23 protein-coding genes, 2 tRNA genes and 2 pseudogenes are annotated in these 23701 nt (G+C 64.6%); 9 read left to right on the forward strand and 18 right to left on the reverse strand.

From position 1 onward, the window contains the following. Positions 1 to 83 precede the first annotated feature (83 nt). From AOT87_RS22140 to AOT87_RS22165, 6 genes are all read right to left on the reverse strand, one after another. Positions 84 to 554 carry a MaoC family dehydratase N-terminal domain-containing protein gene (locus AOT87_RS22140; RefSeq protein WP_030096614.1) on the reverse strand — a complete coding sequence of 157 codons (471 nt, stop codon included), beginning with the start codon at positions 552 to 554 and terminating at the stop codon, positions 84 to 86. A gap of 2 nt (positions 555 to 556) precedes the next feature. Further along, on the reverse strand, positions 557 to 988 hold the full coding sequence (gene hadB / locus AOT87_RS22145) for a (3R)-hydroxyacyl-ACP dehydratase subunit HadB (protein WP_030096613.1): 432 nt from the start codon (positions 986 to 988) through the stop codon (positions 557 to 559). Then, on the reverse strand, positions 988 to 1458 hold the full coding sequence (gene hadA / locus AOT87_RS22150) for a (3R)-hydroxyacyl-ACP dehydratase subunit HadA (RefSeq protein WP_057967426.1): 471 nt from the start codon (positions 1456 to 1458) through the stop codon (positions 988 to 990). Before hadA ends, hadB begins: the two co-directional genes overlap by 1 nt. 86 nt (positions 1459 to 1544) lie before the next feature. Then, positions 1545 to 1712: a 50S ribosomal protein L33 gene (gene rpmG, locus AOT87_RS22155; RefSeq protein WP_030096611.1), complete on the reverse strand. Its 168-nt coding sequence runs from the start codon at positions 1710 to 1712 to the stop codon at positions 1545 to 1547. 39 nt (positions 1713 to 1751) lie between these two features. Further along, a tRNA-Met gene (locus AOT87_RS22160) sits at positions 1752 to 1828 on the reverse strand. Positions 1829 to 1866: 38 nt separating this feature from the next. Beyond that, positions 1867 to 1939, reverse strand: a tRNA-Thr gene (locus AOT87_RS22165). 127 nt (positions 1940 to 2066) lie between these two features. On the opposite strand from AOT87_RS22165, the gene AOT87_RS22170 reads away from it, so the two are divergent. Then, positions 2067 to 3221: an FAD/NAD(P)-binding oxidoreductase gene (locus AOT87_RS22170; RefSeq protein WP_057967425.1), complete on the forward strand. Its 1155-nt coding sequence runs from the start codon at positions 2067 to 2069 to the stop codon at positions 3219 to 3221. Between the two features lie 16 nt (positions 3222 to 3237). On the opposite strand, the gene AOT87_RS22175 is transcribed toward AOT87_RS22170, so the two are convergent. The 7 genes from AOT87_RS22175 to AOT87_RS22205 form a co-directional block, all read right to left on the reverse strand. After that, on the reverse strand, positions 3238 to 3495 hold the full coding sequence (locus tag AOT87_RS22175; RefSeq protein WP_057967509.1) for a Rho termination factor N-terminal domain-containing protein: 258 nt from the start codon (positions 3493 to 3495) through the stop codon (positions 3238 to 3240). Between the two features lie 135 nt (positions 3496 to 3630). Next, positions 3631 to 3864, reverse strand: coding sequence for a general stress protein CsbD (locus tag AOT87_RS22180; protein ID WP_057967424.1), 234 nt, complete (start codon positions 3862 to 3864; stop codon positions 3631 to 3633). A 141-nt stretch (positions 3865 to 4005) separates the two neighbouring features. Continuing rightward, the gene (locus tag AOT87_RS22185; RefSeq protein WP_057967423.1) at positions 4006 to 4563 is read right to left on the reverse strand and encodes a DNA starvation/stationary phase protection protein; all 558 of its coding nucleotides are present in this window, start codon (positions 4561 to 4563) and stop codon (positions 4006 to 4008) included. 123 nt (positions 4564 to 4686) lie between these two features. Beyond that, positions 4687 to 5313, reverse strand: coding sequence for an SAM-dependent methyltransferase (locus AOT87_RS22190; RefSeq protein WP_057967422.1), 627 nt, complete (start codon positions 5311 to 5313; stop codon positions 4687 to 4689). Further along, a complete protein-coding gene (locus AOT87_RS22195; protein ID WP_057967421.1) occupies positions 5313 to 6080 on the reverse strand; it encodes a PIG-L family deacetylase in 768 nt (255 codons plus the stop codon). Before AOT87_RS22195 ends, AOT87_RS22190 begins: the two co-directional genes overlap by 1 nt. Further along, on the reverse strand, positions 6077 to 7018 hold the full coding sequence (locus AOT87_RS22200) for an acyl-CoA dehydrogenase family protein (RefSeq protein ID WP_057967420.1): 942 nt from the start codon (positions 7016 to 7018) through the stop codon (positions 6077 to 6079). Before AOT87_RS22200 ends, AOT87_RS22195 begins: the two co-directional genes overlap by 4 nt. Beyond that, positions 7015 to 7698 carry a glycosyltransferase family 2 protein gene (locus tag AOT87_RS22205; protein WP_234795827.1) on the reverse strand — a complete coding sequence of 228 codons (684 nt, stop codon included), beginning with the start codon at positions 7696 to 7698 and terminating at the stop codon, positions 7015 to 7017. Before AOT87_RS22205 ends, AOT87_RS22200 begins: the two co-directional genes overlap by 4 nt. 322 nt (positions 7699 to 8020) lie before the next feature. Here AOT87_RS22205 and AOT87_RS22210 point away from each other — a divergent pair, with 322 nt between their 5' ends. Further along, positions 8021 to 8578 (forward strand): type 1 glutamine amidotransferase domain-containing protein, encoded by a 558-nt coding sequence (locus tag AOT87_RS22210; protein ID WP_057967507.1) that lies wholly within the window; start codon positions 8021 to 8023, stop codon positions 8576 to 8578. 26 nt (positions 8579 to 8604) lie between these two features. Here the strand turns inward: AOT87_RS22210 and AOT87_RS22215 are convergent, their stop codons facing one another. After that, complete coding sequence (locus AOT87_RS22215; protein ID WP_057967419.1) at positions 8605 to 10164, reverse strand: bifunctional aminoglycoside phosphotransferase/ATP-binding protein; 1560 nt, start codon at positions 10162 to 10164, stop codon at positions 8605 to 8607. A gap of 173 nt (positions 10165 to 10337) precedes the next feature. Between AOT87_RS22215 and AOT87_RS22220 the strand changes: the two genes are divergently transcribed. The 3 genes and pseudogenes from AOT87_RS22220 to AOT87_RS22230 form a co-directional block, all read left to right on the forward strand. Next, the gene (locus AOT87_RS22220; RefSeq protein ID WP_057967418.1) at positions 10338 to 11330 is read left to right on the forward strand and encodes a hypothetical protein; all 993 of its coding nucleotides are present in this window, start codon (positions 10338 to 10340) and stop codon (positions 11328 to 11330) included. A gap of 9 nt (positions 11331 to 11339) precedes the next feature. After that, complete coding sequence (locus AOT87_RS22225) at positions 11340 to 12200, forward strand: universal stress protein (RefSeq protein ID WP_057967417.1); 861 nt, start codon at positions 11340 to 11342, stop codon at positions 12198 to 12200. A gap of 153 nt (positions 12201 to 12353) precedes the next feature. Further along, positions 12354 to 12647, forward strand: a pseudogene (locus AOT87_RS22230) (hypothetical protein); the annotation flags it as partial. A gap of 196 nt (positions 12648 to 12843) precedes the next feature. Here the strand turns inward: AOT87_RS22230 and AOT87_RS22235 are convergent. Further along, entirely contained in the window at positions 12844 to 13068 is a 225-nt protein-coding gene (locus AOT87_RS22235) for a hypothetical protein (RefSeq protein ID WP_044105109.1), read from the reverse strand. After that, positions 13065 to 14339: a S8 family serine peptidase gene (locus AOT87_RS22240; protein ID WP_057967416.1), complete on the reverse strand. Its 1275-nt coding sequence runs from the start codon at positions 14337 to 14339 to the stop codon at positions 13065 to 13067. Before AOT87_RS22240 ends, AOT87_RS22235 begins: the two co-directional genes overlap by 4 nt. 276 nt (positions 14340 to 14615) lie before the next feature. Between AOT87_RS22240 and AOT87_RS22245 the strand changes: the two are divergent. Continuing rightward, positions 14616 to 14813, forward strand: a pseudogene (locus AOT87_RS22245) (hypothetical protein); the annotation flags it as partial. Positions 14814 to 14887: 74 nt separating this feature from the next. Here the strand turns inward: AOT87_RS22245 and AOT87_RS22250 are convergent. Together AOT87_RS22250 and AOT87_RS22255 are read right to left on the reverse strand one after the other, a co-directional pair. Beyond that, positions 14888 to 17497: a LuxR family transcriptional regulator gene (locus AOT87_RS22250; RefSeq protein WP_057967506.1), complete on the reverse strand. Its 2610-nt coding sequence runs from the start codon at positions 17495 to 17497 to the stop codon at positions 14888 to 14890. Positions 17498 to 17600: 103 nt separating this feature from the next. Next, positions 17601 to 18725: a catalase family protein gene (locus AOT87_RS22255; RefSeq protein WP_057967414.1), complete on the reverse strand. Its 1125-nt coding sequence runs from the start codon at positions 18723 to 18725 to the stop codon at positions 17601 to 17603. Positions 18726 to 18973: 248 nt separating this feature from the next. Here AOT87_RS22255 and AOT87_RS22260 point away from each other — a divergent pair, with 248 nt between their 5' ends. The 3 genes from AOT87_RS22260 to AOT87_RS22270 all read left to right on the forward strand — a co-directional run bounded on the left by AOT87_RS22260 (position 18974) and on the right by AOT87_RS22270 (position 23676). Then, positions 18974 to 20779, forward strand: coding sequence for a peroxidase family protein (locus AOT87_RS22260; protein WP_057967413.1), 1806 nt, complete (start codon positions 18974 to 18976; stop codon positions 20777 to 20779). 81 nt (positions 20780 to 20860) lie between these two features. Next, complete coding sequence (locus tag AOT87_RS22265) at positions 20861 to 22387, forward strand: S8 family peptidase (protein WP_057967412.1); 1527 nt, start codon at positions 20861 to 20863, stop codon at positions 22385 to 22387. A gap of 17 nt (positions 22388 to 22404) precedes the next feature. Then, positions 22405 to 23676, forward strand: a complete 1272-nt coding sequence (locus tag AOT87_RS22270) for a hypothetical protein (RefSeq protein ID WP_057967411.1) — start codon at positions 22405 to 22407, stop codon at positions 23674 to 23676. Positions 23677 to 23701: the final 25 nt, after the last annotated feature.

Here is a 23701-nt window from a genome sequence, read left to right on the forward strand (position 1 = left end):
ACCCCGAATCTTGAGTGTACCCCGAGGCCATCCCCAGACTGAAATTGCCCACCGATCTGCGCGCAGACGGGTGGGGCCCTTTCTCAGAGGAGCTTGATATCGGCCATCCGGTCCGAGTCACGGCCCATCAGGGTGGTGAAGGCCTCCATGACCAGCTCGCCATTCTGATCGCGCACGATGTTGCGGGTGGTCACGATGTCCACGCCGAAGGCCTCCTTGTGGGAGTCGACCTGGAAGTCGCACGACAACTCATCACCCTCGGTGATGGGCTTGTGATACACGAACTTCTGCTCCGAATGCACGATCTGCATGGTGTCCATGCCGACGTCATAGGTGCGGAAGAATTCCTTCTGCACCAGCAGCGCCATCACCGCCGGGAAGGCCAGGGGCGCGATGAGGCCGTCATGTCCGAGCTCGGCCGCCGCGCTCGGGTCGAGGCTGGCCGGATCCACAGCCTTGACCGACTGTGCGAACTCGCGGATCTTCTCCCGCCCCACCACGTAGGTCCTGGAGTACTTATGCGTCATTCCGACGATATCGAGTTGGAGCGCCATGACTACGCCAGCGTCGCAGTCGCGATAGCGCGCCCGAAGATCTTCTTGCCGTTGGTGGTGGCGGTCAGCGCGATGGTGACCGACTTGGTGTCCTCGTCGACCGACTTCACCCGACCGTTGAAGACGATCTCCGCGCCCACACCGTCATTAGGAACAGTGACAAAGCTGGTGAAACGCACGTTGTACTCGGTCACCGCCGCCGGGTCGCCGATCCACTCGGTGACGTAACCGCCACCCAGGCCCATGGTCAGCATGCCGTGCGCGATGGCGCCGTCCTCGAGTCCCACCAGCTTGGCGGTCTCGTCGTCCCAGTGGATGGGGTTGAGGTCGCCGGAAACACCGGCGTAGTTCACAAGATCCTGCCGGGTCAGCGGAATCATCTTCTCCGGCAGCTGATCTCCCACGCTGACCGAACTGAATTCACGCAATGCCATCAGTTGAACCCGCCTTCTTCTCCGTCTTCTGCAGTGCGCCCGGCAAGAGTCGTGATCAGCTCCTGCACCAGCTCACCCTTGTCATTGGTGATGAGGCTCTTGGTGACGATGATGTCGGCACCGAACGAGCGCCGGATCGAGTCGAGGTACACATCGCAAGACAGCTTGTCTCCGGCAGTGATCGGGCGCAGGATTCTGAGCTCCTGGTCGACCTGGACGATCTTCTCGTCCCTGATCCCGATGTTCGCATGCTCGAAGAAGGCCGCCTGAGCGGTATATCCGAAGATGCAGAGGAAGGTCGGCGTAGCGACCAACGAGCCGTAGCCAAGAGCCGCAGCGGCGGCCTCTTCGTGATGAGCGGGGTGGTCGCTCTTCACCGCGTCGGCGTGCTCGCGAATCTTCTCCCGCTCGACCACATAGTGATCGGGGTATCGGTAGTGAGTTCCGACAAGATCTTGCGATAAAGCCACGGGGCGGAACCTACCTACTGATGTTGATCGATACCAAGTAAGGCTTGCCTATTCGTGTCGCGTTTCAGCGACACGAGAACCACCGGCTAGCGCGACTCTTTGTGAGGCTGGTGCGATCCGCAGTTCGGGCAGAACTTCTTCAGTTCCAGCCGGTCAGGGTCGTTACGCCGGTTCTTCTTGGTGATGTAGTTACGGTGCTTGCACGTCTCACATGCCAAGGTGACCTTGGGCCGGACGTCTGTGCTGGAGGCCACTGCAGTTGCCCTCTTTCGTTCGTTGTCTCTATGTTCGGGTGGTAGCGGTGGGGAGGCTCGATCTCCCGACCTCACGATTATGAGTCGTGCGCTCTAACCAGCTGAGCTACACCGCCCCGCAGACAGAGCCGGCGTTTCCGCCTGCCGTCTACCGAGCCCCCTAACGGAATCGAACCGTTGACCTTTTCCTTACCATGGAAACGCTCTACCGACTGAGCTAAGGGGGCATAAAGCCCTCACGAGGGTACCCGTTGACGTCGGCGGAACCAAAACGGCTCTACCGGGGCACAGACCCGTCTACTTTCGGTCGCGCATCACCCGTGTGAGAGACACCAATGCGGGTATCCGGGGGCCATGAGTGAACCAGGCCTGATCATCGCCGGTAGTGGCCCGGCAGGCGTCGCGGCAGCGGAGTCATTCCGCGAGCACAACGCGAGCGCACCGGTGCAGATACTCACCGCAGACCCCGACTCCCCCTATGAACGTCCGCCGCTGAGCAAGCAGTATCTGCGGAGACAGACAGATGACGTCATCCTGCATCCCCCGTCTTGGTACGACGAGCGCGCGATCGAACTCATCAGCAGTACAGCGATAGACCGCATCGACGTCGATGACCGTGCTGTGTACGCGGGCGAGCAGCGCTATGACTTCCGCAGCCTCATCCTTGCGCCCGGCGCGGCACCCTCCCCCTTGTCCGTACCGGGTGGGCACCACGCTCTGCTGCTGCGCTCATTGACCGACGCCACCGTGCTGCGGGACGCAGCGGACACCGCTGACGCCGCGGTCGTTGTCGGCGCCGGGTTCATCGGCTGCGAAGCCGCGGCATCCCTGTCGCTACGCGGTGTGTCGGTGACTTTGGTTGCACCCGAATCCCTTCCTCAAGAAACGCGGCTTGGCAGAGAGGCCGGCGAGCGCCTGCGCGACCTGGTGACCGCGGCAGGGGTGCATTACATCGGCGGGGTGGAGGTCGAGGAAATCACCGAGAAGGGTGTAAGGCTCAACACTGGTGTCACCGTCGCTGGCGATCTCACTCTTGCCGCCACGGGTGTCACACCACAAAGCCGCCTCGCCGCTAAAGCCGGTATACGGGTGGAGGATTCGCGAATCGTCGTCGGCGCCGACATGCGCACGTCCGCGAGCGGGGTCTACGCCGCCGGAGATGTCGCCCGTGCATGGAACGCCATCGCCGGGCGATATCTGACGGTGGAACACTGGCAGGACGCGATCGACCAGGGCTCGGTTGCGGGAGCCTCCGCTGCGGGCCATGAGGCTATCTGGGATGCGGTACCGGGGTTTTGGACCACCATTGGGGAGGCCACGGTGAAGTACCACGCCTGGGGCGACGGCTACGAAGATAGCCGGATGATCAGTAGCACCGAGGGATTCACCGTTTGGTACGAAGCCAACGCTACGACGGTCGCGGTGCTTACCTATAACGCTGACGATGATTACGAACTCGGCAGACAACTCATCGCCGAGGGTAGGCCCGCACCCACGGCCGCCCGGTGATTTCACCGCCCGCGGCTCAATGGTTGCGCAGCTTGCCAATCAGTTCGCTCTTGGCCAGCCGCGAATAGCCCGACAATCCAAGTTCCTTGGCGCGCTTGCGAAGCTCGACCACGGTCCAGTCATCGTAGGAACCCGACTTACCGCCCTTGCGCCCTACCGCGGAGCTTCCACGGGCAGCGGCCGAATTGGAGATCCTTGCCGACTTTTCCTTGGAATCACCTTGTTTCCGTAGTTCCTTGTACATTTTCTCGTTCTTGATCGACGAGTTCGGCACAACATTCACCTCCGTAGTAGAACCATGTCCGGTAGGCGATTCCCCCTCACCAGAAGTCCTAAACCTGCGCCCGGGAGCGTAAACCAGTCAGCGGCCCGTCCCCCGCACTGGGGACGGGCCGCTGTCGATCGGTAGCTACCGCTGGGCCTTTTCGCGCGCCTCATTGGCGTCCGCGGCTTTACGCGCGGCTTCGGCCTCCGCTTCCTTCTTCGCGGCCTCACGCTGGGAATCAGCCTTGTCCTGCTGCGCCTGGCCTTCCCGCTTGAGGTCGTCGCGGCCCGTTACCGCACCGGCGACTTCCTTGATCTTGCCCTTTGCGCCCTCAACGACGCCCTCGATACCTTCTTCGGGACCACTCTTGTCAGACATACATTTCCTTTCCTCTTGTCACCACGTAGGCACGCGGCAGTCGGTACTCACCACCCCTACTTGCGGGCTTCCCATATCCAGTGCCCTTAAACCGCAAGGGAAGTAACCTTCACCACATGCGGGCCATACGGGCCGCGCCCGTCACTTGACCGGCGCCTTCTTCTTGGCCTGAGCCGCAGCCTTCTTCTCGGTGCTCGCGTCTCCACCGGCTAACTGACCGCCGGAGTTCTCCAGGTGCGCCCGCACGAACCACTGGAACTTCTCGAGTTCGCCGGCGTGGCCAATCAGCAGATCCTGCGACACGAGGTCCAGATCGTCGAGCGTCTTGATTGCGGTGCGGATGTCCGCGATCACGCCGTCGTATACCAAGTTCAGCGCCGCCAAATGAGCCTGCACTGTGTCGCGGCCGACCGAATAGTCGTCCCAGGTACGGTCTTTCAGGATGGCGCCGGGCGTGCCTTGCGGGGACCGGCCCAACGCGGCGATACGCTCGGCGACTTCATCGGCGTAGCCACGCACCAGCTCGACCTGCGGATCCAGCATCTCGTGTACCCCGATGAAGTTGGGGCCCACTACATTCCAGTGCACATGTTTCAGCGTGAGATGCAGGTCGTTGTAGGTGCTGAGCTGTGTTTGCAGCAGATCGGCGATCTTCCTACCCTGCGCATCGGAAAGCCCAGGGATGGTGAACGTGGTCATATTCAGCTCCTTCGCTATGTGGCGTCAGAACAGGACTACCCACCGGATGCCAGAACCAAACAGGCCCCTCTCCCGATCTTTCTCGCCGAGAACCGCGATCCGGCGCAACAGCATCAATGGCAACTACAAGCCCGCTCCGGGCACCCCGGTCGCGGCCGCGACCGACGGCCCCTGGCCAACTACGAACACGTCGATGGCGACATCGTCGTCACGGTAACCGGCGCCCTGGTACAGCCTGGCCGTTGCACCGATCAGCCGATTCGCCTCATCGCCCGTCAACGGATACTCGGCCACCGCATGTCGCCAATGCGCGGCCAGAACCGTCGTTCCTTCCGGCATCTGCCCTAGCTCACGGTCCAGCACGTCACGCAACAGGGCAGCATCGAGGTAGTAGGCAACCTCTGACAACACCACTAGATCGAAATCTTCTGCAGGCCAACTTGAATCCAACGACTGCCGATGAAAGCTCACCCGATCCGACAGCCCACACCGAGTGATACGCGCACGCGCGGATTCGAGCGCCGAATCCACTAGGTCAATCGCGGTGACCCGTTCGCAACGTGCCGCCAACTGCTCGGTGAGCACCCCCACTGAGCATCCGGGTTCGAAGACATGGCGATAGCGCAGCCGGGGCAGCATCGCCATGGTGATCGCGTACTTCCTCTGTTCATACCAACGCTGTGCGAGCTGCCACGGGTCGTCGGATATGACGTACATCTCGTCGAAGAAGGTGTCCGGTACCCGCCCCATCAGCGGAACACCGCCTCACCAAGGGTGAGGAGCCGATCGACGACGTGCGACGGCAGTATCGCCTCCGCACCCGGCCACCGAGGACGCAGCTGTGTCTGGAAAACATTGGCAGCCTGCCGCTTTAAGCCGCATGCTGCACGGTCACGAGGTGTCGTGCACATTCGGTGCCATGGCACCGCGTTATCACCCGGCACGGCCCAATGCCACATCCAGACCGGGTACTCCAGCAGTAGCGCACCGGTGCGGCCCGCGGCGGTGGCAGACGCGCGCCCGACGGCCTCGTGGTCCGGATGACCATCGCCACGCCACGTAGCAGCACACCAGGCCCCAGGCGGCGCGGCATCGAGAATCTCGGCGAGGAGGCCGCCCATTTCCTCTTCCCTCTCGGAAATCGCACCATCGGCCAGACCGAGCCTCACCGGAGGATCAAGACCAAGAATATTTGTAGCGCAAAGTAATTCGGCATGGCGATCCCGTTCCAGCCAACAGCGTTCCGTGGGCGATAGATCCGGATACGCGCCGCCGCCATCGCTCACCGACACCACGACGACGTCGACTCCCCGTGCGCGCAACATGGCTGCCGTGCAGCCGAATCCCAAGGTCTCGTCGTCGGGGTGCGGCGCGACCAGGACCAGGAACGGGCACTCGTCCAGATCCAGGATCGGAAACTCACGCGGCCACGCGAGCCACTCCGCAAGGGACGTACCGCCGGCCGAAATCGGCCGTTCGGCAAGCCGCTCGCAGTTACCGGCGTTGGCGACACTCATCTGGCCACCGCCCTGCCCAGGGCCGCGAGATCCCGCTCGGCATGGCTCTGCCGGACGTACATGGTGAGATCGGCAACGTGCTGGGCATGCCTGGCATCGAGCGCCAATGGCCCGGGCCCCAACGCACGGCCGGTGCGCACGATCGCCTGGTCCACAGCATGCTCCACAACAGCCCTGACGCGGCGTGCGATGAGTTCGGTACGTTCGCTGTGAGGTTCGGCGTCGACGTAGGCGGCGGCCGTCATGAGAATGGCCTCTGCCGCGGCGAGCGCGGCATCCACCGCACCGAGGTGAGCTTGTGCATGGGGATCACCAGAAGACCCGCGATGCGCCTCAGCCACGGCCCGGTAGAGGGGTGCGGCCACACCGCGTGCCCCGCCGAGCCAGCAGGCCGCCACACCCATGGCTCCGTGCCAGAAGCCCGGCCGGTCCAGATACTGGCCAGGCCTGCCCACGGGTATGCCGATTGCGCCACTCAGTTGCACTGAACGCGTATCGCTTTCGCGCATGCCCGCGTTCTGCCAAATCTGCGGCAGCACGGTCGCCTCCGGCTGGCTCATGTCAACGGCATAGAGTCCCCGCGCGTTGTCCTCTCGCCGGGCGGTGATGAGGGCGTGGGTGCATGAACCAGCACCCGAACACCAAGTCTTCGTTCCATCCAGCACGCAGTCACCGTCCCGCTGTGCGACGGTGACCATCGTGTTCGGCGCCTCGGCCGCCCACACGCCCCACAGCTGTTCCGGGCCGGGAACAGGGCCGTCGAGCTCACACAGGATCGCCGTGGCATCGCAGTGCGCTTCGGCAAGCCGTCCCGCGGTCACGTCGTGTTGAGTCAGCGCGGCAAGCTTCCACCACCGCGCGGCGGTATGTCCGGCTCCCGGCATCGGGAGTGCCAGCTCACCGGCGTGCAGCCACCGGCGCACGAGATCGGCCGTCATCCCGCGCCTTCGCGGCGTGAGAAGGACCGCAGGTACGCCGCGAATCCCTCGGGAGCTCTTCCCGCGCGACGGGCTGACGTCTCGACCGATAGCGCCTCATCACGGTGTATCCGGTAGTTCCTCAGTTCGAATCGCCGGGCAAGATCGACATCCTCCCCGCTGCCGATCGGCGCGAATCCGCCTTCTTTCCAATACTTGTCGGCGCGAAAACCCATGTTCGCACCGTGTACATGTCCATGGCCGTCCGGCTTGCGCTTCGCGCGGTACGCATTCAGATAGCGGCGCACCACACCCGCCGGTGTCTGCCGCCAGTTCTCGACGCGAACAACGCCGAGCACCATGTCCGCGCCCGAATCCGTCTGGCGCACAAGCCAATCGGCATCAACCCGGCTGTCGGCATCGGTGGTGGCGTACCACACCCGATGCTGCGCCGAAGCCGCTGCTGCGCACACCGTCCGCGCATACTCGAAGCCTGCCGCTCTGGCCGCCCCGACATTACGGGCCTGGACCTCAATGAAATGCACATCGGATCCGTACTTCCCCGCCAAACGTATGCTTTGGTCATCGCAGTCGTCCAGAACGACGACCGTCAGGGTCGGCGCCGGGAAACACGCCGCTGCAGTGACCACGGCGCTCAGGCAGCTCGGCAGATTGTCGACTTCATTGTGCGCGGGCACCACCACGACCGCCCGCTCGTATGCCGCAGCGCGACGCGGCCGTTCGCCCCGACCCGAATGACTCAGTGGAACGGTCACCGACACAGCCGGTCCTGAAATGCGATGGTCGACATTACTTCTCCTCATAGGCTGGATCGACAAGACCAGCCCCGGGCCTCACCCCTCCGACCGTCTCCCCGGCGGGGTACCCGTTCTGACGCGGTTTATGCATGCAGGCGCTATCCGGCTGCCGGCACAGCGAAATCCCCAGTCCATGCATGAACAGGCGCACACCGGGTACACGAATGTGATGCCCAACGAGATGCCCAACGAAAGGAACACGACGATGTCCGCTGTTCTTCAGGATCGGACGATCGCGATACTGGCCGCCGACGGAGTCGAACGTGTCGAGCTGGAGGAGCCAAGTAACTCGGTCGTGGCTGCCGGTGGCACCGTAATAGTGCTCTCGATCAGATCAGGTGAGATTGCCGCGCGTGACCACGATCTGGCGCCGGCTGGGACGCTGCACGTCGACCGCGAGGTCGGCACGGCATCCGTGGACGACTACGACGCGCTGGTGCTTCCCGGGGGCACCGTCAATCCCGACAAACTGCGCGCCGATGCGGATGCGGTGGATTTCGTGCGTGCGTTTGTGCGATCCGGCAAGCCCGTGGCCGCGATCTGCCATGGGCCGTGGACCCTTGCCGAGGCAGGTGTATTGCAAGGAAGAACGGTCACCTCGTACCGCAGTATCCGCACGGACCTGCGCAATGCCGGGGCCCATGTCCTCGATGAGGAGCTGGTCATCGACCACAACCTCATCACCAGTCGCTCCCCGGAGGACCTGCCGGCGTTCTGTCGGGCCATCGTGGACAACGTCGCTGCCGCCAGCGCCAGACGATGACCGAGATCAGTGACGGCTCGCGTGCGCTACCGGGGGTGGCATGGCACGGGGGCATACAACGCCTGCCGGCACAGTTCCTCGGCCTCGGCGGTCGACCGGTCCAGCGGTAACCGGGTATCGATCACGTGCGCCTCGCCCCACCCGTTGTCCACACCGACGAACTCAGAACTCAACGCCGCCGCGATATCACCGCTGGCGTCCGACACTCCGTCGTGACGGGCGGCCACCCGATGTTGGGCGGTGACCAGCGGCGCCATGCACAAGAACTCCACCATCGGCGCTCCGGCTTCGTATGCGAGCTGATGCGCCCGCAACCGATGTCGCGGATTGCGCCAGGTCGCGTCGAGGATGACGGTGTGTCCTCCGGCCAGGCATACCCGCGCTCTGCGGAGCACAGCGTCGTACACGGCGGCCACGTTCTCAGGGGAATAGAGCCCCGCGTCGAGCACCCCCTTTCCGCCGGATATCACGCCCAGACGATGCAACTGATGGCGCACCTCATCGGTGGAGATAATCTGAGCACCAACATTTTCCGATATCCGGCGCGCCAAGGTGCTCTTACCCGTGCCTGGTCCACCGCCGACCAGCACAAGCCGAACCGTTGCCGCACTCAGGTGGCTCAGCGCCATCGACACATGCTTGGTGGCCCGGGCCAGGGCCGCGCGCTGCCCCTGGGCGAACCGGGTGCAATCAACCTTGGCCCGGACCAAAGATCGATAGGCGATGTAGAAGTGTCGCAACGGCTCCGGCGCGGGATCGGCGGATAGTTCCACGTAGCGATTCATGAAGTACTCGCCCAGGTCCCGCCGTCCCAGGAATTCCAGATCCATGGCCAGGAATGCGGCATCGTCGAGGCTGTCCGCGTGCCGCAGCCGGTCCTCGAATTCCAGACAATCGAGCATCACCGGACCATCGGGCAGGCAGAAGACGTCGCTGGCCATCAGATCACCGTGCCCGTCGATGATCCTGTGATCGGCGATGCGCTGTGCGAACAGCACCGCCCGCCCGGAGATGAACTGTGTCGCAAGTGTCCGGACCATGCGCACGTCGTCCGCGGCGAGCACCGTTCCGATGTACTTCTCCAACGAGGTCAGCGTGTCCTCCCAACGGTCGACGACAGCGTCAAGCGCTCCGGCCTCGTCGATCGACGGGCTGCGATCGGCCCGCTTGTGGAATGCCGCCAGCACCTCCGCGACCGCATCCAGATGCGACTTGGTGACCCGGCCCGCCTTGGCCATCGCCGACAATCGCGCGGCATCCGGGTAGCGCCGCATCACCACGACCGGTTCGCCCGGCCCGCCCTCGGGATCGGTGAGGTGCGAGACACCGATGTAGCTGTCACTTGAGATGCGGCTGTTGAGTGCCACCTCGCGGGCACAAGCCCTTTCGCGAAGCTCCAGGGTGCTGAAGTCGAGGAGGTTGGTGACCACGGGTTTTTTGAGTTTGTATGCCCGCCCTCCAGCCAAAATGACGATACCCGTGTGTGTTTCACGGATCTCTGCACCGACGTACGTGGGGCTGGCGGTCGATCGCATTGCGCGCATGACTTCATCGTTGCCGGGCGCGGGACGCGGATATCCGGCCATGTGCCCCTGATCTGTGGGTCGGAAGTCACCAGTTCTCGCCCACCAGGGCCCTCTCCGCGTTTCCCGGGCCACATACCCGGGGACTTCGGGTCCGTGGCCGGTGACCAAATGCCCTGTCCGCGCCCAGATGTGTCACCGAGAGTCGATATCACCACCAGTGAGCGGAGCCCGACATGCCCAAGACGATGGTCCACATCGACGTAGTCCGGACTGCGATCCAACTTGCGTGCCGTGCACCGTCTTTGCACAACACTCAGCCATGGCGCTGGATCGTCGACCCAGGCTCCGGGGCTGGTGATTTGCACCTATACCTGGACCGCTCGCGCTGCGTGAACAGAACTGACGACAGGGGCCGCGAAGCGATCATCAGCTGCGGTGCGGCTCTGGACCATTTCCGGGTAGCGATGGCCTCGGCGGGCTGGATGGCGCGGGTGGAACGGATCCCCGACCCCGACAACCCCGACCATCTCGCGGCCATCACGTTCTTGCCCAGATCCGTCGTGGTGGTGGGTGATCGTCGACGTGCGGACGCGATCCTGCAGCGCCGCACCGATCGCCTTCCGTTCGAGTCGCCGCCGAACTGGTCGCAGTTCGCCCGGATGTTGAACTCGGTGATCTCCGATCGGGCGGTGATCCTGGATGTGATCGACGATGCGATGCGGCCGAGACTGGCCGACGCGTCGGCACTCAGCGATGCCCTGCGTATCTACGATTCAGCCTACCAAAACGAACTCGATTGGTGGACAGCATCGTTCACGCTGAGAGAAGGTATTCCGCGCAGTGCGCTGGTGTCGGCCGGCGAGAGCGATCACGTCGACATCGGCCGCACCTTCCCGGTCGTCTCAGAACGGACCACACGGCCCGGCCTGCAGGAAGATCGGGCCAAGGTCCTGGCGCTTTCCACCGCCAGGGACACCCCAAAACACCTGCTGCGCTGCGGCGAGCTGCTGTCCGAGGTGCTGCTGGAAGCGACCCTGGCCGGGATGGCGACCTGCACCATCACGCACATGCTGGAACTGACCGCCAGTCGCGAGGTCGTCGGCGCCACCATCGGGCGAGCGCACCCGCAGGCATTGATCCGGGTTGGCCTGGCTCCGACCTTCGGTCGCGTCCCGCCCCCGACGCCCCGGCGATCGCTTGCCGATGTGTTCGAGATCCGCGGCTAGGGCAGTGCCATGAGCGAGATCCCCACCTCCCAGTCCGCGGTGGTCGTCGGCATCGATGGTTCACGATCCGCGGTTCGGGCCGCGTTATGGGCGGTCGATGAGGCACTGCACCGTGACGTACCGCTGCGTCTGGTCCACGTGGCTCCCCAGCCGGAGTTCCCGGAGTTCGACAACGAGCCAAGCACCGCCGGGATGGCACTACGGCATGCCGTCCGCGAGATCGGGTCGACGCGAAAGCCAGTGAAGGTTCACGTCGATATCCGGCACGGACGGGTAGCGGACGTGCTGCTGGACGCCTCACGCAACGCCCTCATGTTGTGCGTGGGCGCAATCGGCATCAGCGGTTCCGACACCAGGAAAGTCGGATCCACTGCTGCGGAAGTTCTCCGGTCGGTGCGCTGCCCGGTCGCGGTGATCCGTGATGGCCAGGTACCGGCCGGTGCGGAGCCCTCAGTGGTGGTGGTGGAGGTCGACGAGACCCACGAGTCGGTGGCCTCGTTGGAACTCGCGGCGCACGAGGCACGGCTGCGCCGCGCACCGATGCGCGTCCTGCTGCGCCATCGCCCGATGCCTCTCTTCGGGCATCGGGTCGCCACCTTGGCACGCGGCGACCGTCAGGTGGCGTCCGTCCTGCTGGAGCGACGCCTGGCGCCGATACGGGTGCGGCACTCCGACCTGGACATCCGTGTACTCGATCCGGTGGGCGGCACGCTGGATTACCTGGTACGCCACGGGCATTCCGTACAGCTGGTGGTTCTCGGAGCCGGCGATGCGGCACACGTGCAGGAGTTGGTCGGCCCCAACGGATGCGGCGTGCTGGGTCGCACGCACTGTTCGGTGCTCGTTGCCGCGCGTCAACGGCTGCTGTAGACAGCACCATCGGGGTGATGCCCACCACGCGTGATGCCTTCGTATGGGGTACCTCGCTACTCGCGTCATCGGGACCGTGTCGGATCAGGATCGTTGTGTACCGCTTTTACACAACGAAACCGAGCCACACATCCCGTGCCGGGAGGAGTCGAAATGATTACGCGAACTGCCCCGTACAGCGTCTCGCCGGACGTCAGCCTGCTCATCCTGGTCGAGGCCGGCCCCGCACATGACCTTCGTGAGCATCCGGGTGCAATCAATTCGGCCACACCGATTTTCGAGGCTATTCGGGTGGCCGGGCACACGGTCGCACCCCTTCACGCCAATGCCGCGGGTGTACCGCCCGAGCTACGGTCCATCTTCGTGGTCACCGCGCCTGCCTGCCCCGAGTTCGAGCGGCTCGCCGAACATCTGCTGGCCCTTCCCGGTGTTGCCGCGACCTATCTGGAATGTGACGACGCCCGCCCGGGGCCTGCCACCGTCAGTGCCATCCCGGTATCGATCGGTGCCCAGCGCCGGGCACTGATCCGCCGTGTCACCCACCGCGGTGTCGGTGCGCTGGGCGCGCGCCGGCTGGCCGGCTAGTAGACACCCGGTGGGGGCGGTGCGCTGTCGCACCGCCCCCACCGGCTTAGGTGACCCGTTACTGGATACCCGCATTGGGCGGGGCGATATGCGTCCGCCCCTCGGGTTCCACCACCATTACTCCGGGGATATCCACCAGCGCAGCGGCATTCGCGATATCACCGGATACCACGCCGATCTCGCGGTGCACCTGCATACCGGCCATGCCGGCGGCCCGCAACGCGGCCACCGTGCCGTCGAAATCACGCTCTTCGATCGTCACGGTGACCCGCTGCGCCGTCACTGTGGGGCCTGTACTAGCCCGGCACCCACATCCACGGCCGGAACGTTGAGCGGTGCCGCGTGCTGCAACAGCACCGCCCAGAGCTGCCGGCCGGTGAGCCCCGTGGCCTCGCACCAGAGCGCCGCGATACCGGACACATGGGGCGTGGCCATGCTGGTTCCGCTGATCGAGTTGTAGCGCTTCGGCATCGGCCACGAGGAGTACACATCGACACCCGGTCCGGCGAGGTCGATGCGGCCGGCAGCCTTCGTCTTGGTGCTCGAACGCGCCGAGAACCAGCCCGGGTTCAAGGACGAATCCACCGCGGCGATGGCCATGATCGACCGGCTGTTCGCGGGCACGCCGACGAAGCCGTAGTTTCCGATCCTGCGGTTGGCGTTGTTCCCCGCCGCGGCGATAATCAGCGAACCACGGTCCAGCGCACGCTGACCCACCGTCTCATAGGCGAGGGACGTCTTATCGACGTTGGCGCCCAACGACATCGAGATGACGGCGCAGTTGTTGGCCACCGCCCAGTTGATGCCCGCGAGAATACCGCCGTCGGCCCCCGACCCGGCGTTACTCAGCACCTTGCCCGCGAAGATCTCGGCCTCGGTCGCCGCTCCGTAACGACGACTCCCCCGCGGGGATCGCGGTCCGCACGAGGTACCGATGCAGTGTGTGCCGTGCCCATGCCCATCGTCGGCGCTCTCGCCGTCGATGAACGACTGCATGGTCACGTGACGCTTCTTGAAGTCCGGATGTGCGGCGTCGAAGCCCGTGTCCAGCACCGCCACCCGAACCCCGCGGCCGGTCTTTGAACTCGTGTCTGTTCTCGTGGCCTGCAGGCCCCACGTCGACGAGTCGTTATCGGCATAGGCAGCGGCGAGTTCTTCGACGGTCGCGGTGTCGGCCTGCAACCGCGCGAAGAGGTCGGAGACACCATGCTGGTAGCCGCTGAGATATTCGGCGGAGGTGACCGTGAGTGCGTGATGGATCAGCTCCGGTTCCACGGATAACACCGTGCCGCCGGCCGACGCCGCGGCCTGAAGTGCCATGGTCTGCTCCGGGTCGGAATCCACGACGGCCAGACCGAGCTCGTCGAACACCGTGGCATCGGCGTCGACGACGGCGCTGATATCCATCGCTTGATTCTCAAAATCGCTGCTGTGTACGATGTTCGAGATCCCCGCGATACCTGCAAGCGTGGTGACGTTGTTTCCGCGCGCCGTTGCCGGTGCGAAGACAACCACTTGTCTTCCTGTGTAGATCTGCGAGTCGGTGTTAGTCATTTCCAGGTCCGTCCTTTCCTGACGTACGTGATGGGAAGCCGTAGACGCCCAACGGGAGATAGACGCACTAGCTCGGCTACCAGCAATGGTCGGCAGCGTCGCGCGATTTCGAACGAGTGATCCACTACCTGCATTTGGGCGCGGTCGGTGCCGCCCCGGCGAGGCCGCAGCGCGTCATCTCATCGCCCGCCAGGAACGAAGTAGCCCGCTACTCGTGCGGGTACCGGCCCGCGAGACCTACCGTTTCAGCAGACCCATCACCCAAGGGAGCCGATCATGACAACGCTTGAACGACAAGCAATCCGGCAGCCGTCACCGATACCCACGACCAAGGTTGCGGCCAGTGGCACCGCCGGCGCGATCTCGGTCGTGCTGGTCTTCGTCCTCGGCAAGTTCAATGTCGAGATACCCGGAGACGTCGGCTCGGCCATCACCGTCCTCTTCTCCGTCGCATCCGGGTACTTGGTGCACGAACGCACCGTTCTGCAGCCACCGGATGCGGAGAACGCCGCCGACGAATGAACCGCCGCGGGCAACGGGCGGTACGCCTATTCCTGCGGGTTCGCCAGGTCGCTCCACACGATCTTGGCAAGCTGATCACGGTCTGCGACATCGAGTTTGATGCACGCCCGGTAGATGTGGCCCTCGATGGTCCGCACCGACAGCGTGAGGCGCTCGGCGATCTCGCGATTGCACAACCCCTCACCGATGAGCGCCGCGATCTCACGTTCACGTGCGGTGACCGGCAGCGGGCGCGCGGCGGCCCGGATCGCGGGCGTAGCGGCACCACCGCATTGACCTGCGATCCGCAGTGCACGCGCAGCGGATTCGGCGCTCTTGCTCCGGTCTCCATCGCGACCGCGTAACGCCACCGCCTGCGCTGCGGCATCCGCGGCTGAGAGCAGCAGGCCCGCGTTCTCGAACTCACCACTCACCACATCCAGCGCCGCGGCATCGGAGGCACCGACGGCGACCGCATGCCGCGCATACAGCTGCACCAGCGGACCATGCACGCGCGGGACGAGCGACCCGATGCGGCGACCCACGGTCCGGTCACCGAACCGCGCCGCATGGTGCAGGGCCTCGGCCTCCACCGCGTATTGGCCCGCGGTGTGTGCGGCGTCGGCCGCGCGCCGGGCGATATCGACCGCCGACCGGTCTGCACCGCGCGCGGCCGCAAGCCAGGATTTCGCGATCAACAGCTGGGGGTCGTGCAATGCGACGAACTGTCCTGAGTGTTCTCCGGATTCAGTCAGCACGCGCTCGGCATCTTCGACCTTGCCGAGTGCGGCGTAGGCGCGGGCCAGCAATAGCCGTGCGGGCAGCTGCCAAGGCAGTGGCTTCTCGGCATTGAGCGCGGCCAGCGCCTGTTCGATCGACGATATCGCCGTCGGGAAGGCGCCACGGTGCACGGCAACCAAACCGGCCATGATGCGCGCTATCGCCCACGCCAGAAACTGCCCGGCCGAGGAGAACTCGGTGTATTCCGTGACCCGGCGGTCGGCCAGCCGGAGCTGCCCCGTGTAGACAAGTGCCAGCACATCGCAGTAACGCACCATCACCGCGATCATGCCGTCGGTGGATCTTTTCTGCGCACGGCACCTCGCGGCGATCGGCTCGAACTCGTCGCCGCGGCCAGCGACGGGCAGCGCGAGCCCGATACCGAACGCCGCGAATTCCACCGCCTGCCGGGGAGCCTCCGGATCCGACAGCACCAGCGTCGCCGCCGCCAGCCCCTCGTCGAACTGGTTCTCGTGCACGGCCAACGCCGCCCCCGTCGCGTCGACGACCAGTTTCAGGGCGGGATGTTGCACCCGTTCACGCAGCAGTGCCATCAGCTCGTGTGCACGCCGCACATCGCCCATCGACCAGAACGCGATGGACACCAGCGGAAGGCCCCACAGGACCAGCGAGAGTTCATCGAGCTGGTCCGGATCGAACTCGGCGAGCACCTGCTCGGCTTCCTCGGGCCGGCCCTGCCACAGCAGAGCGCGCGAGAGCACCTCGGCCGCGCGCAGGCCTCCGTCACGTTCCACCGCGCAGCGCGCCAGATGCTCACCCACCGGCAGGTTGGACAGATACACCGCGTCCTTCGCGGCGGAGACCAGGAGGGCCGGGTCCGTGGCCTCGTCGCTGCCGACCGACAGCTGCGCGAGCCGGATGCGCTTGGCAGCCGAGTCGATGTCACGCTCGCGGAGTGCCCGCACCAGCTGACCGCGCAGACGCCGGGCCGATGCGGTGCCCACTCTGCGCCGGATCACCTCGCCCAGCATCGGATGGCTGAACCGCACATTCATCCGCCGGCCGTCGGCTTCGACACGGACGAAGCCGCTGAGCTCGGCACCGTCCAGAGCATCGCCACCGGCGATCTCGCACAATGTGTCGAGATTGAGCGGTTCACACAAGGACAGCAGTTTCAGCACGTTGAGTACGTCGCCGTCCAACTGTTCGAGGCGATCTCCGAGCAGCGCGGCCAGCCCCGAGGGGACAACCGTGTTACCGCGCAGTTGCCACACGCCGTTGACGGCGGTGAGGGATCCGGCCTCGACGGCCCCTTCCACCAGATGTCGCAGGAACAGCGGATTTCCACCGGATGACTCCCACATCACGTCGGCGCTCAGGCCTTCGAGGGCTCCGCCGAGCACCGATTCCACGAGGGCGACACTCTGCTGCTTGGTGAACGCCTCGAGTTCGAACCGGCGCAGGTAATCGTCCTTCCATAATGCGGTGACCGCATCGGGAACGGGCTCGCCGCTACGCACGGTGGCCACCAGCCGGCCCGCATGGCCGACCGCGATCTGATGCAGCAGAGTCGCCGACAGATCATCCAGCAGATGAGCATCGTCGATCCCGATGATCGGATGTGGCGTCGCGACAATGGATTCCCGCGCCGCAGCGATGAGCGCAGCCGGGTCACGCGATCCGGTTGTCTGTATCCAGTGTGCGAACACGCCCAGCGGAATGTTCCGCGACGACTCGGTACACGCCACCCAGCGAACCTGGCATTCCAGTGAGTCGGTGACCGTGCGCGCGAGGGTGGTCTTGCCCACTCCCGCCGAGCCGACCAGCACCACACCGCACGACAGGCTGTCCGACAGCGTCGCGCGGACAGCCTCGAATTCGTTTGGGCGGTCGAGCAACTGCCAGCTCCCCGACATGGAAAAAGAGTTTAGATCGCGACGGCGGTTTGCGTGGGCCAGTCCGGGGGCCGGTTTCTCCGGCGCGGCTGGTTTGGTGATCGCACGTGTCATCGCAACCATCTCAGTCCGGTAGATCCTGAACCCCGGCCGGCTCCATCCGCGACACACCGTTCTTCTCATGCCGAAAGTTGCTGGAGGCCTCGTAAACCCGAAGTTTCAACCTGTTGATCGACCCCAATGGCCGATGCGCGGCCAGGGCGCGCCATGAATTGAAAGACAGTACGTCGTCGCCGAACACCCGCCTCTTGTCACCATATGAATCTTGCACGGGGAAGACGATTTTGGCGATTCCCCGATGCGGGGAGTCCCCTTCCGGCCACGCGACGGTGGCATCTTCCAGGGGCATGGTCTTCTCGTCGGTGCACAGTTGCGCCCTCAGTTCGTACTCAGCACTGTTGTGCCGGAAGAACTCTGATACCAGGTGGCGGAACTCGTCGTCGGCGATGTCGTCCGGCAGAAGTACCCCTTCGAGGTCCCGCACGGACTTCGAGAGCGGTACGTAACTGAGCTTGGCCACATACTCTCCGTACCGCAGCGGCGCCGAGGAATAGAACGTGTCACCGAGGATGTGGGTGTTGGGACGAACGAACACGGCCACCGATTCCGGCAGTGAGAGTCCCACGCGTGGAAGCAGTTTCGCCACCCCGCCGAGAAGGTTGCTACCCAGTCTCAGCGCGGTGTCCGGCAGCCGTGCCAGCAACCAGGCCGTGGGCATCCCCCGCCGTAGATATGCTTTCGCGTCGGCGAAGAGGAACTCGCGGTGGGTGACCAACACGAAATCCTGGGTGGTGGCCTCGTCATCGGGGAGCGTCCGCGGGCCCGCCACACCCAGGACCTTGATGCCCAGGCCCCGCACGCCCCGGATCCGGTCGCTGCGCAGCAGGCCAGACGTGGTGGACAACCTGGAGATGATCGGATAACTACCGGGCGTTGCGAACATGCCCTGGCGTAGGTGCGGTGGCAGGTCCGGATAGACCGTCAGCTCCCCGCGCAAGATGCCGTGGCTCTTCGCGTGCGCATCACGAACGGCATGCCGATACTTCCGGAAGGCCCGCTGATTGTTCCTGTGCAGCACCTTGACGATCTTGTCGATGGCTTCCTCCTCGCCGGGAGGTGCCGCGTCCATGTTCTCGTTGTACCGAAGGTAGGTACGCGTCGCTTCGATCGATTCATCGGTGGCGCCCATCGCGGTCCGGTCCTCCCGTATTAGTGGTCCGGGACGGTCGATATCCATCGGACACGGTGACGTTCTCAGTGTCGTGAATGCCGGAGGTGCCGCGCATGAGTACACGACTACTCAATCCTGCGCTGCGGCCAGCGCCCATGTGCGTGAATTGACGAGGTATTCCCGGTGCGATCGGAAATCCGATTTCGTGGGTATCGAGTAGCGCAATACTCACGTTCTGACGCGTCAGAATTTGTCAGCATTACGGTATGGCGAAAAAGAGTGGACCCGCCACATCAGCCACCACATTGGCCTCGTGGCTTGCAACACGAATTGATCGGTCGGTCGGGTGGTCACGCCTGCCCACGGCATTCGGCATCGCAGTGCTCATCGGGCTCCGTAACGCGCTGCGAGCCGACAATCTGTTCGATACGGGGCGGGCGCCGGGTGGATCACCGCCGCCGGAGGACGCCGCCTACCGCAGTGCCCGGACGTTGGACGGCACCTACAACAACCTCGAACATCCGCTGATGGGGTCGGTCGGCAGCCGGTTCGGGCGTAACGCGCCCCTTGCCCAGACCTTCCCCGAGTCCTCCGAACAACTCCTGGACCCGAACCCGCGGCTGATCAGCCGCAGGCTGCTGACCCGCGACGAGTTCATTCCGGCGACGACGCTGAACGTGCTGGCCGCGGCATGGATCCAATTCGAGGTCCACGACTGGTTCAGCCATAACACCGTCGAAGCCGAGCCATGGACGGTTCCGCTCGACGGGAACGATCCGTGGCCACAACGGCCGATGCAGATACGCCGCACCGCACCCGACCCATGCCCCGATGCGTCCGGTCCCCCGACGTTCGTCACGCAGGACACCCATTGGTGGGACGGATCGCAGGTCTACGGCGGCACCCGCGTCATCGCCGATGCGCTGCGCACTGGGTCCGGGGGCACGCTACGGCTGGACGGACAAGGCCTGCCGCCTGCTGATGTCGAAGCGCTGGCCAGCACATCAGAGACGGCCGTGAACTTCTGGGTCGGCCTGGCCATCCTGCATTCGCTGTTCATGCGGGAACACAACGCGATCTGCGAGCATCTGGCTGCCTGTCATCCGGAAATGTCCGACCAGGAGCTGTACGACAAGGCCCGCCTAGTCAACACCGCGCTGATGGCGAAAATCCACACGATCGACTGGACTCCCGCCATAATCGGGCACCCCACCACGGTATTCGCGATGAACTCCAACTGGTCCGGCATTCTGGGCGAGCGCCTAGGCAACCTATTTCGGCGCCAGCCGCATAACGCTCTGCTGCGCGGTATACCCGGCTCCCCCACAAGTCTGCATAACGTGCCATATTCGCTGACAGAAGAATTTGTCGCGGTGTACCGCATGCACCCGCTAATTCCCGATCGTTTTGTGCTGCGGTCGGCCTCCGATGATTCCGTGATCGCCGAACACGAATTACCGGATCTGGCCGTACAACATGTGCGAACCCGCTTCAGCGAGACGTCGATAGAGAACATCATTTATTCGTTCGGCCGTGCCAATCCGGGTGCGCTGACTCTGCATAACTTCCCGCGTCATCTGCAACGTCTGGAGCGGCCGGACGGATCCATTTTGGACCTCGCCGCCATCGACGTTCTTCGGGTCCGTGAACGGGGCGTGCCCCGTTACAACGAGTTCCGGCGGATGCTGCGTCTGCGGCCAGTGTCTTCGTTCGGCGAGCTCACCGACGACCCCGTGGTGGCCAAGGAGCTCGCGGCCATATACGGCGATGTCGAGCGAGTGGATCTGATGGTCGGGCTGTACGCGGAGCCCAAACCGAAGGGATTTGGGTTCAGCGACACCGCTTTTCGAATCTTCGTGCTGATGGCGTCCCGCCGGCTGGAGAGCGACAGATTCTTCACAACCGACTTCCGGCCCGAGATCTACACGCCGGAAGGCATCGCGTGGGTCAGGGACAACTCGATGCGTTCGGTGCTGCTCCGGCACTTCCCGTCCCTGGACGCCGCCCTGGACGGTGTTGCGAATCCTTTCGCACCGTGGACGCCCGTGTGGGCCAGCAGATCGACCGAGTAGGCGAATACTCATGACCGACAAGGACGTTTGGGTTCACAATCGTCAGATGAGTTCCACCGGATTCATGCCCTTCGGTGTGCGATGAGCAGCCCCGTGCCACGCGGGCCCAAACGGCCATCGGTCATCAGCCCGATGGTCCTGGCCGATCCGCAGACGGCACTGCCGGCCGAGGCCAACGCCTTGGTCACCGACGATGACGATCGCAGGATGGTGCTGATCGAGCTTCTCGTCGGCGCGGGCGTCGACCCCGACGATGTGCGCGACCAATTCCTGCACATGTTCCATCGGGTACTGCGCGACGAGCCGCCCACACCAACGCCCGTCGGCCGCCACTATGTACGGTGCATGCTCACCCCCGATGAAATCCAGCGTCTGGTCCGTGGCGGCGCCAGGTCCCCTACCGCCAAAAGCGCACAACAAGCGCTGCAGCTGATCCGGCGGGTGTGGCCGGATCTGGTGGTGGAGGCGCATCTGGACCGCTCGCTCACCACGATCAAGGCCGATGCGGCGATCCGTACCTATGGCTCCGGCGGGACCGGAGTCGTTTGGGCCGTGCTGGATTCGGGAATCGATGCCGAGCATCCCCATTTCGCCGCTAACGGCACCCTCACCGCGGATTCGGTGATGCCGCTGCACAAAGATTTCACGCTGTCCCCGGAGGCCTCGAAGGGGCCGCTCGTCGACGTCTACGGGCACGGCACCCATGTGGCCGGCATCATCGCGGGCGAATCCCCCACCGACCCGAAACTCATCCGGATCGCGTCCACTCAACCGACCGCCGAGGGGTTGCCGGAATGGGTTCCGCGAGTGTTGGCGCAGGGGTCGCGGCTATCCGGGGTGGCGCCGCACGCCAACCTGGTGAGCCTGAAGGTCCTCGACGACGATGGCAAGACCCTGTCCAGTGTGCTCATCGACGCCCTCAACTATGTGCGCGAGATCAACAGCTACGGTAACGATCTACAGATCCACGGCGTGAATCTGTCGCTGGGATGCGGATGGATGCCAAGGGATTACGCGGCGGGCCAAAGCCCGCTGTGCCGCGAGCTCGATCTGCTCACCGGGTCAGGGGTGGTCTGCGTCGTGAGTGCCGGAAACCTCGGGGCCGGCACTGCGGCGGCCGGTGTGGGCGCCGCGATCTTGGGCACGACGGCCGATGTCTACGGCCAGCTCTCCACCATCACCGATCCCGGCAATGCTGCCACCGCCATCACCGTCGGCTCGGTCCACCGGTACCGGCCGCATACCAGTGGTGTCACGTTCGACTCCTCCAAGGGGCCGACCCTCGATGGCCGACGCAAACCCGACCTGGTGGCCCCTGGTGAGCGGATCACCTCTGCGGCAACCGGTCTCATGGCCAAGGGCATTGACCTGTTGAAGGACTACGGCACCGAGGGGGCCGCCAACTACATCGAAGACAGCGGGACCTCGATGGCCGCCGCACATGTGTCGGGTGCGATCGCCGCATTTTTGTCGGCTCGCACGGAGTTCGTGGGTAAACCACAAGAGGTCAAGGACATCTTCCTGAAGTCGGCCGTCGACTTGGGGCGTCACGAGTTCTTTCAGGGCGCGGGGCTTGTCGACCTGATGCGTGCACTATCCAACACCTAGAGACGAGCGAGTACACCATGATCACGATCAAAGGATTGCCGTACTACGAACCGGATTTCAATGCCGATGGCTCACTCAACGACGCCACCGGTGACGGCGACGGCGGTCTGCCGGCCGCAGTCGCGGCCGGGGGTATCACCGATCTGTTCCTGATGTCACACGGATGGAACAACAGTGTGGCCTCCGCCCGCCAGCTCTACACCGCGATGTTCTCGTTGATCGCCGATCAGCTCGGCGGCGATACCGCCGGTGTGGCCGTCGCAGGAATCAACTGGCCGTCGGTGCTGCTGCCCGACGACAGCCCGGACAGCGCGCTGCCCGTACCTTCCACGGGCGCGGAGCTCGCCGCGGCGCTCACGCCACGCTTCCCCGGCCAGGCCGCGCAACTGAAAAAGATGGGCGAGCTGCTCGACGAGAAACCGCAGCAGTCCGCCAAGCTCATCGAGTTCCACACCTTGGCCGCCGGACTGGTGACCACCCCCGCCCAGTCGCAGGAAGACAGCGGCGAGTCCGACATCGTGAAGGGTGATCCGCTCGCGGTGTTCGGGCAAGCCTCCGCCATGGCGCCGAAGTCGACGAGTGCCGCACAAGGACTTGGCAATCCCTTCGCCGCGCTGTGGTCGGGTGCTCGCGAGATCCTGCGCACGATGAGCTATTACGAGATGAAGAATCGGGCCGGAGTCATCGGCCAGCGCGGCCTCGGTCCGCTGCTGGCTTCACTTTCGGGCCCCGACGGCCCGCCCCGTATTCACCTCATCGGACACAGTTTCGGGGCGCGACTGGTCTCCTACGCGCTGGCAGGGCTTCCGACAACCGGCACGAGCCCCGTCAAGTCACTCACCCTGATCCAGGGCGCCTTCTCCCACTTCACCTTCAACCGCAAGCTGCTCTTCGATCCGGGACGAGGTCCCGGCGGCCTGGCCGGGCTCGAAGAGCGTGTGGACGGGCCGCTGCTGTCGACATACACCGCCGCCGATCGCGCGGTCGGCTGGTGGTATCCGGCGGCCAGCATGCTTGCGCGACAGGACAGCCAAGCCGGACAGGACCCCTGGTTCCGCTGGGGCGCAATGGGTCACGACGGATACCAGCAGGACCCGGCCGCCACGACACTCGAGCTTGCCGTGGCCGGAAAGCCGTACGACTTCCAGCGCGGGCATTTCTACCGGCTTGACGCCAACAAGGTCATCGACGACGCCAGCCAATCCCAGTTCAGCGGTGCGCACAGCGATATCAAGCACCCCGAGGTGGCGTGGGCTATCGTCTCCGCCGCCCGCGCCACCCAGAACTGAACACGAAAACTGCTCCCGCAGTGTG

It is taken from the genome of Mycobacteroides sp. H003, assembly GCF_001440135.1.
Lineage (GTDB): Bacteria > Actinomycetota > Actinomycetes > Mycobacteriales > Mycobacteriaceae > Mycobacterium > Mycobacterium gwanakae.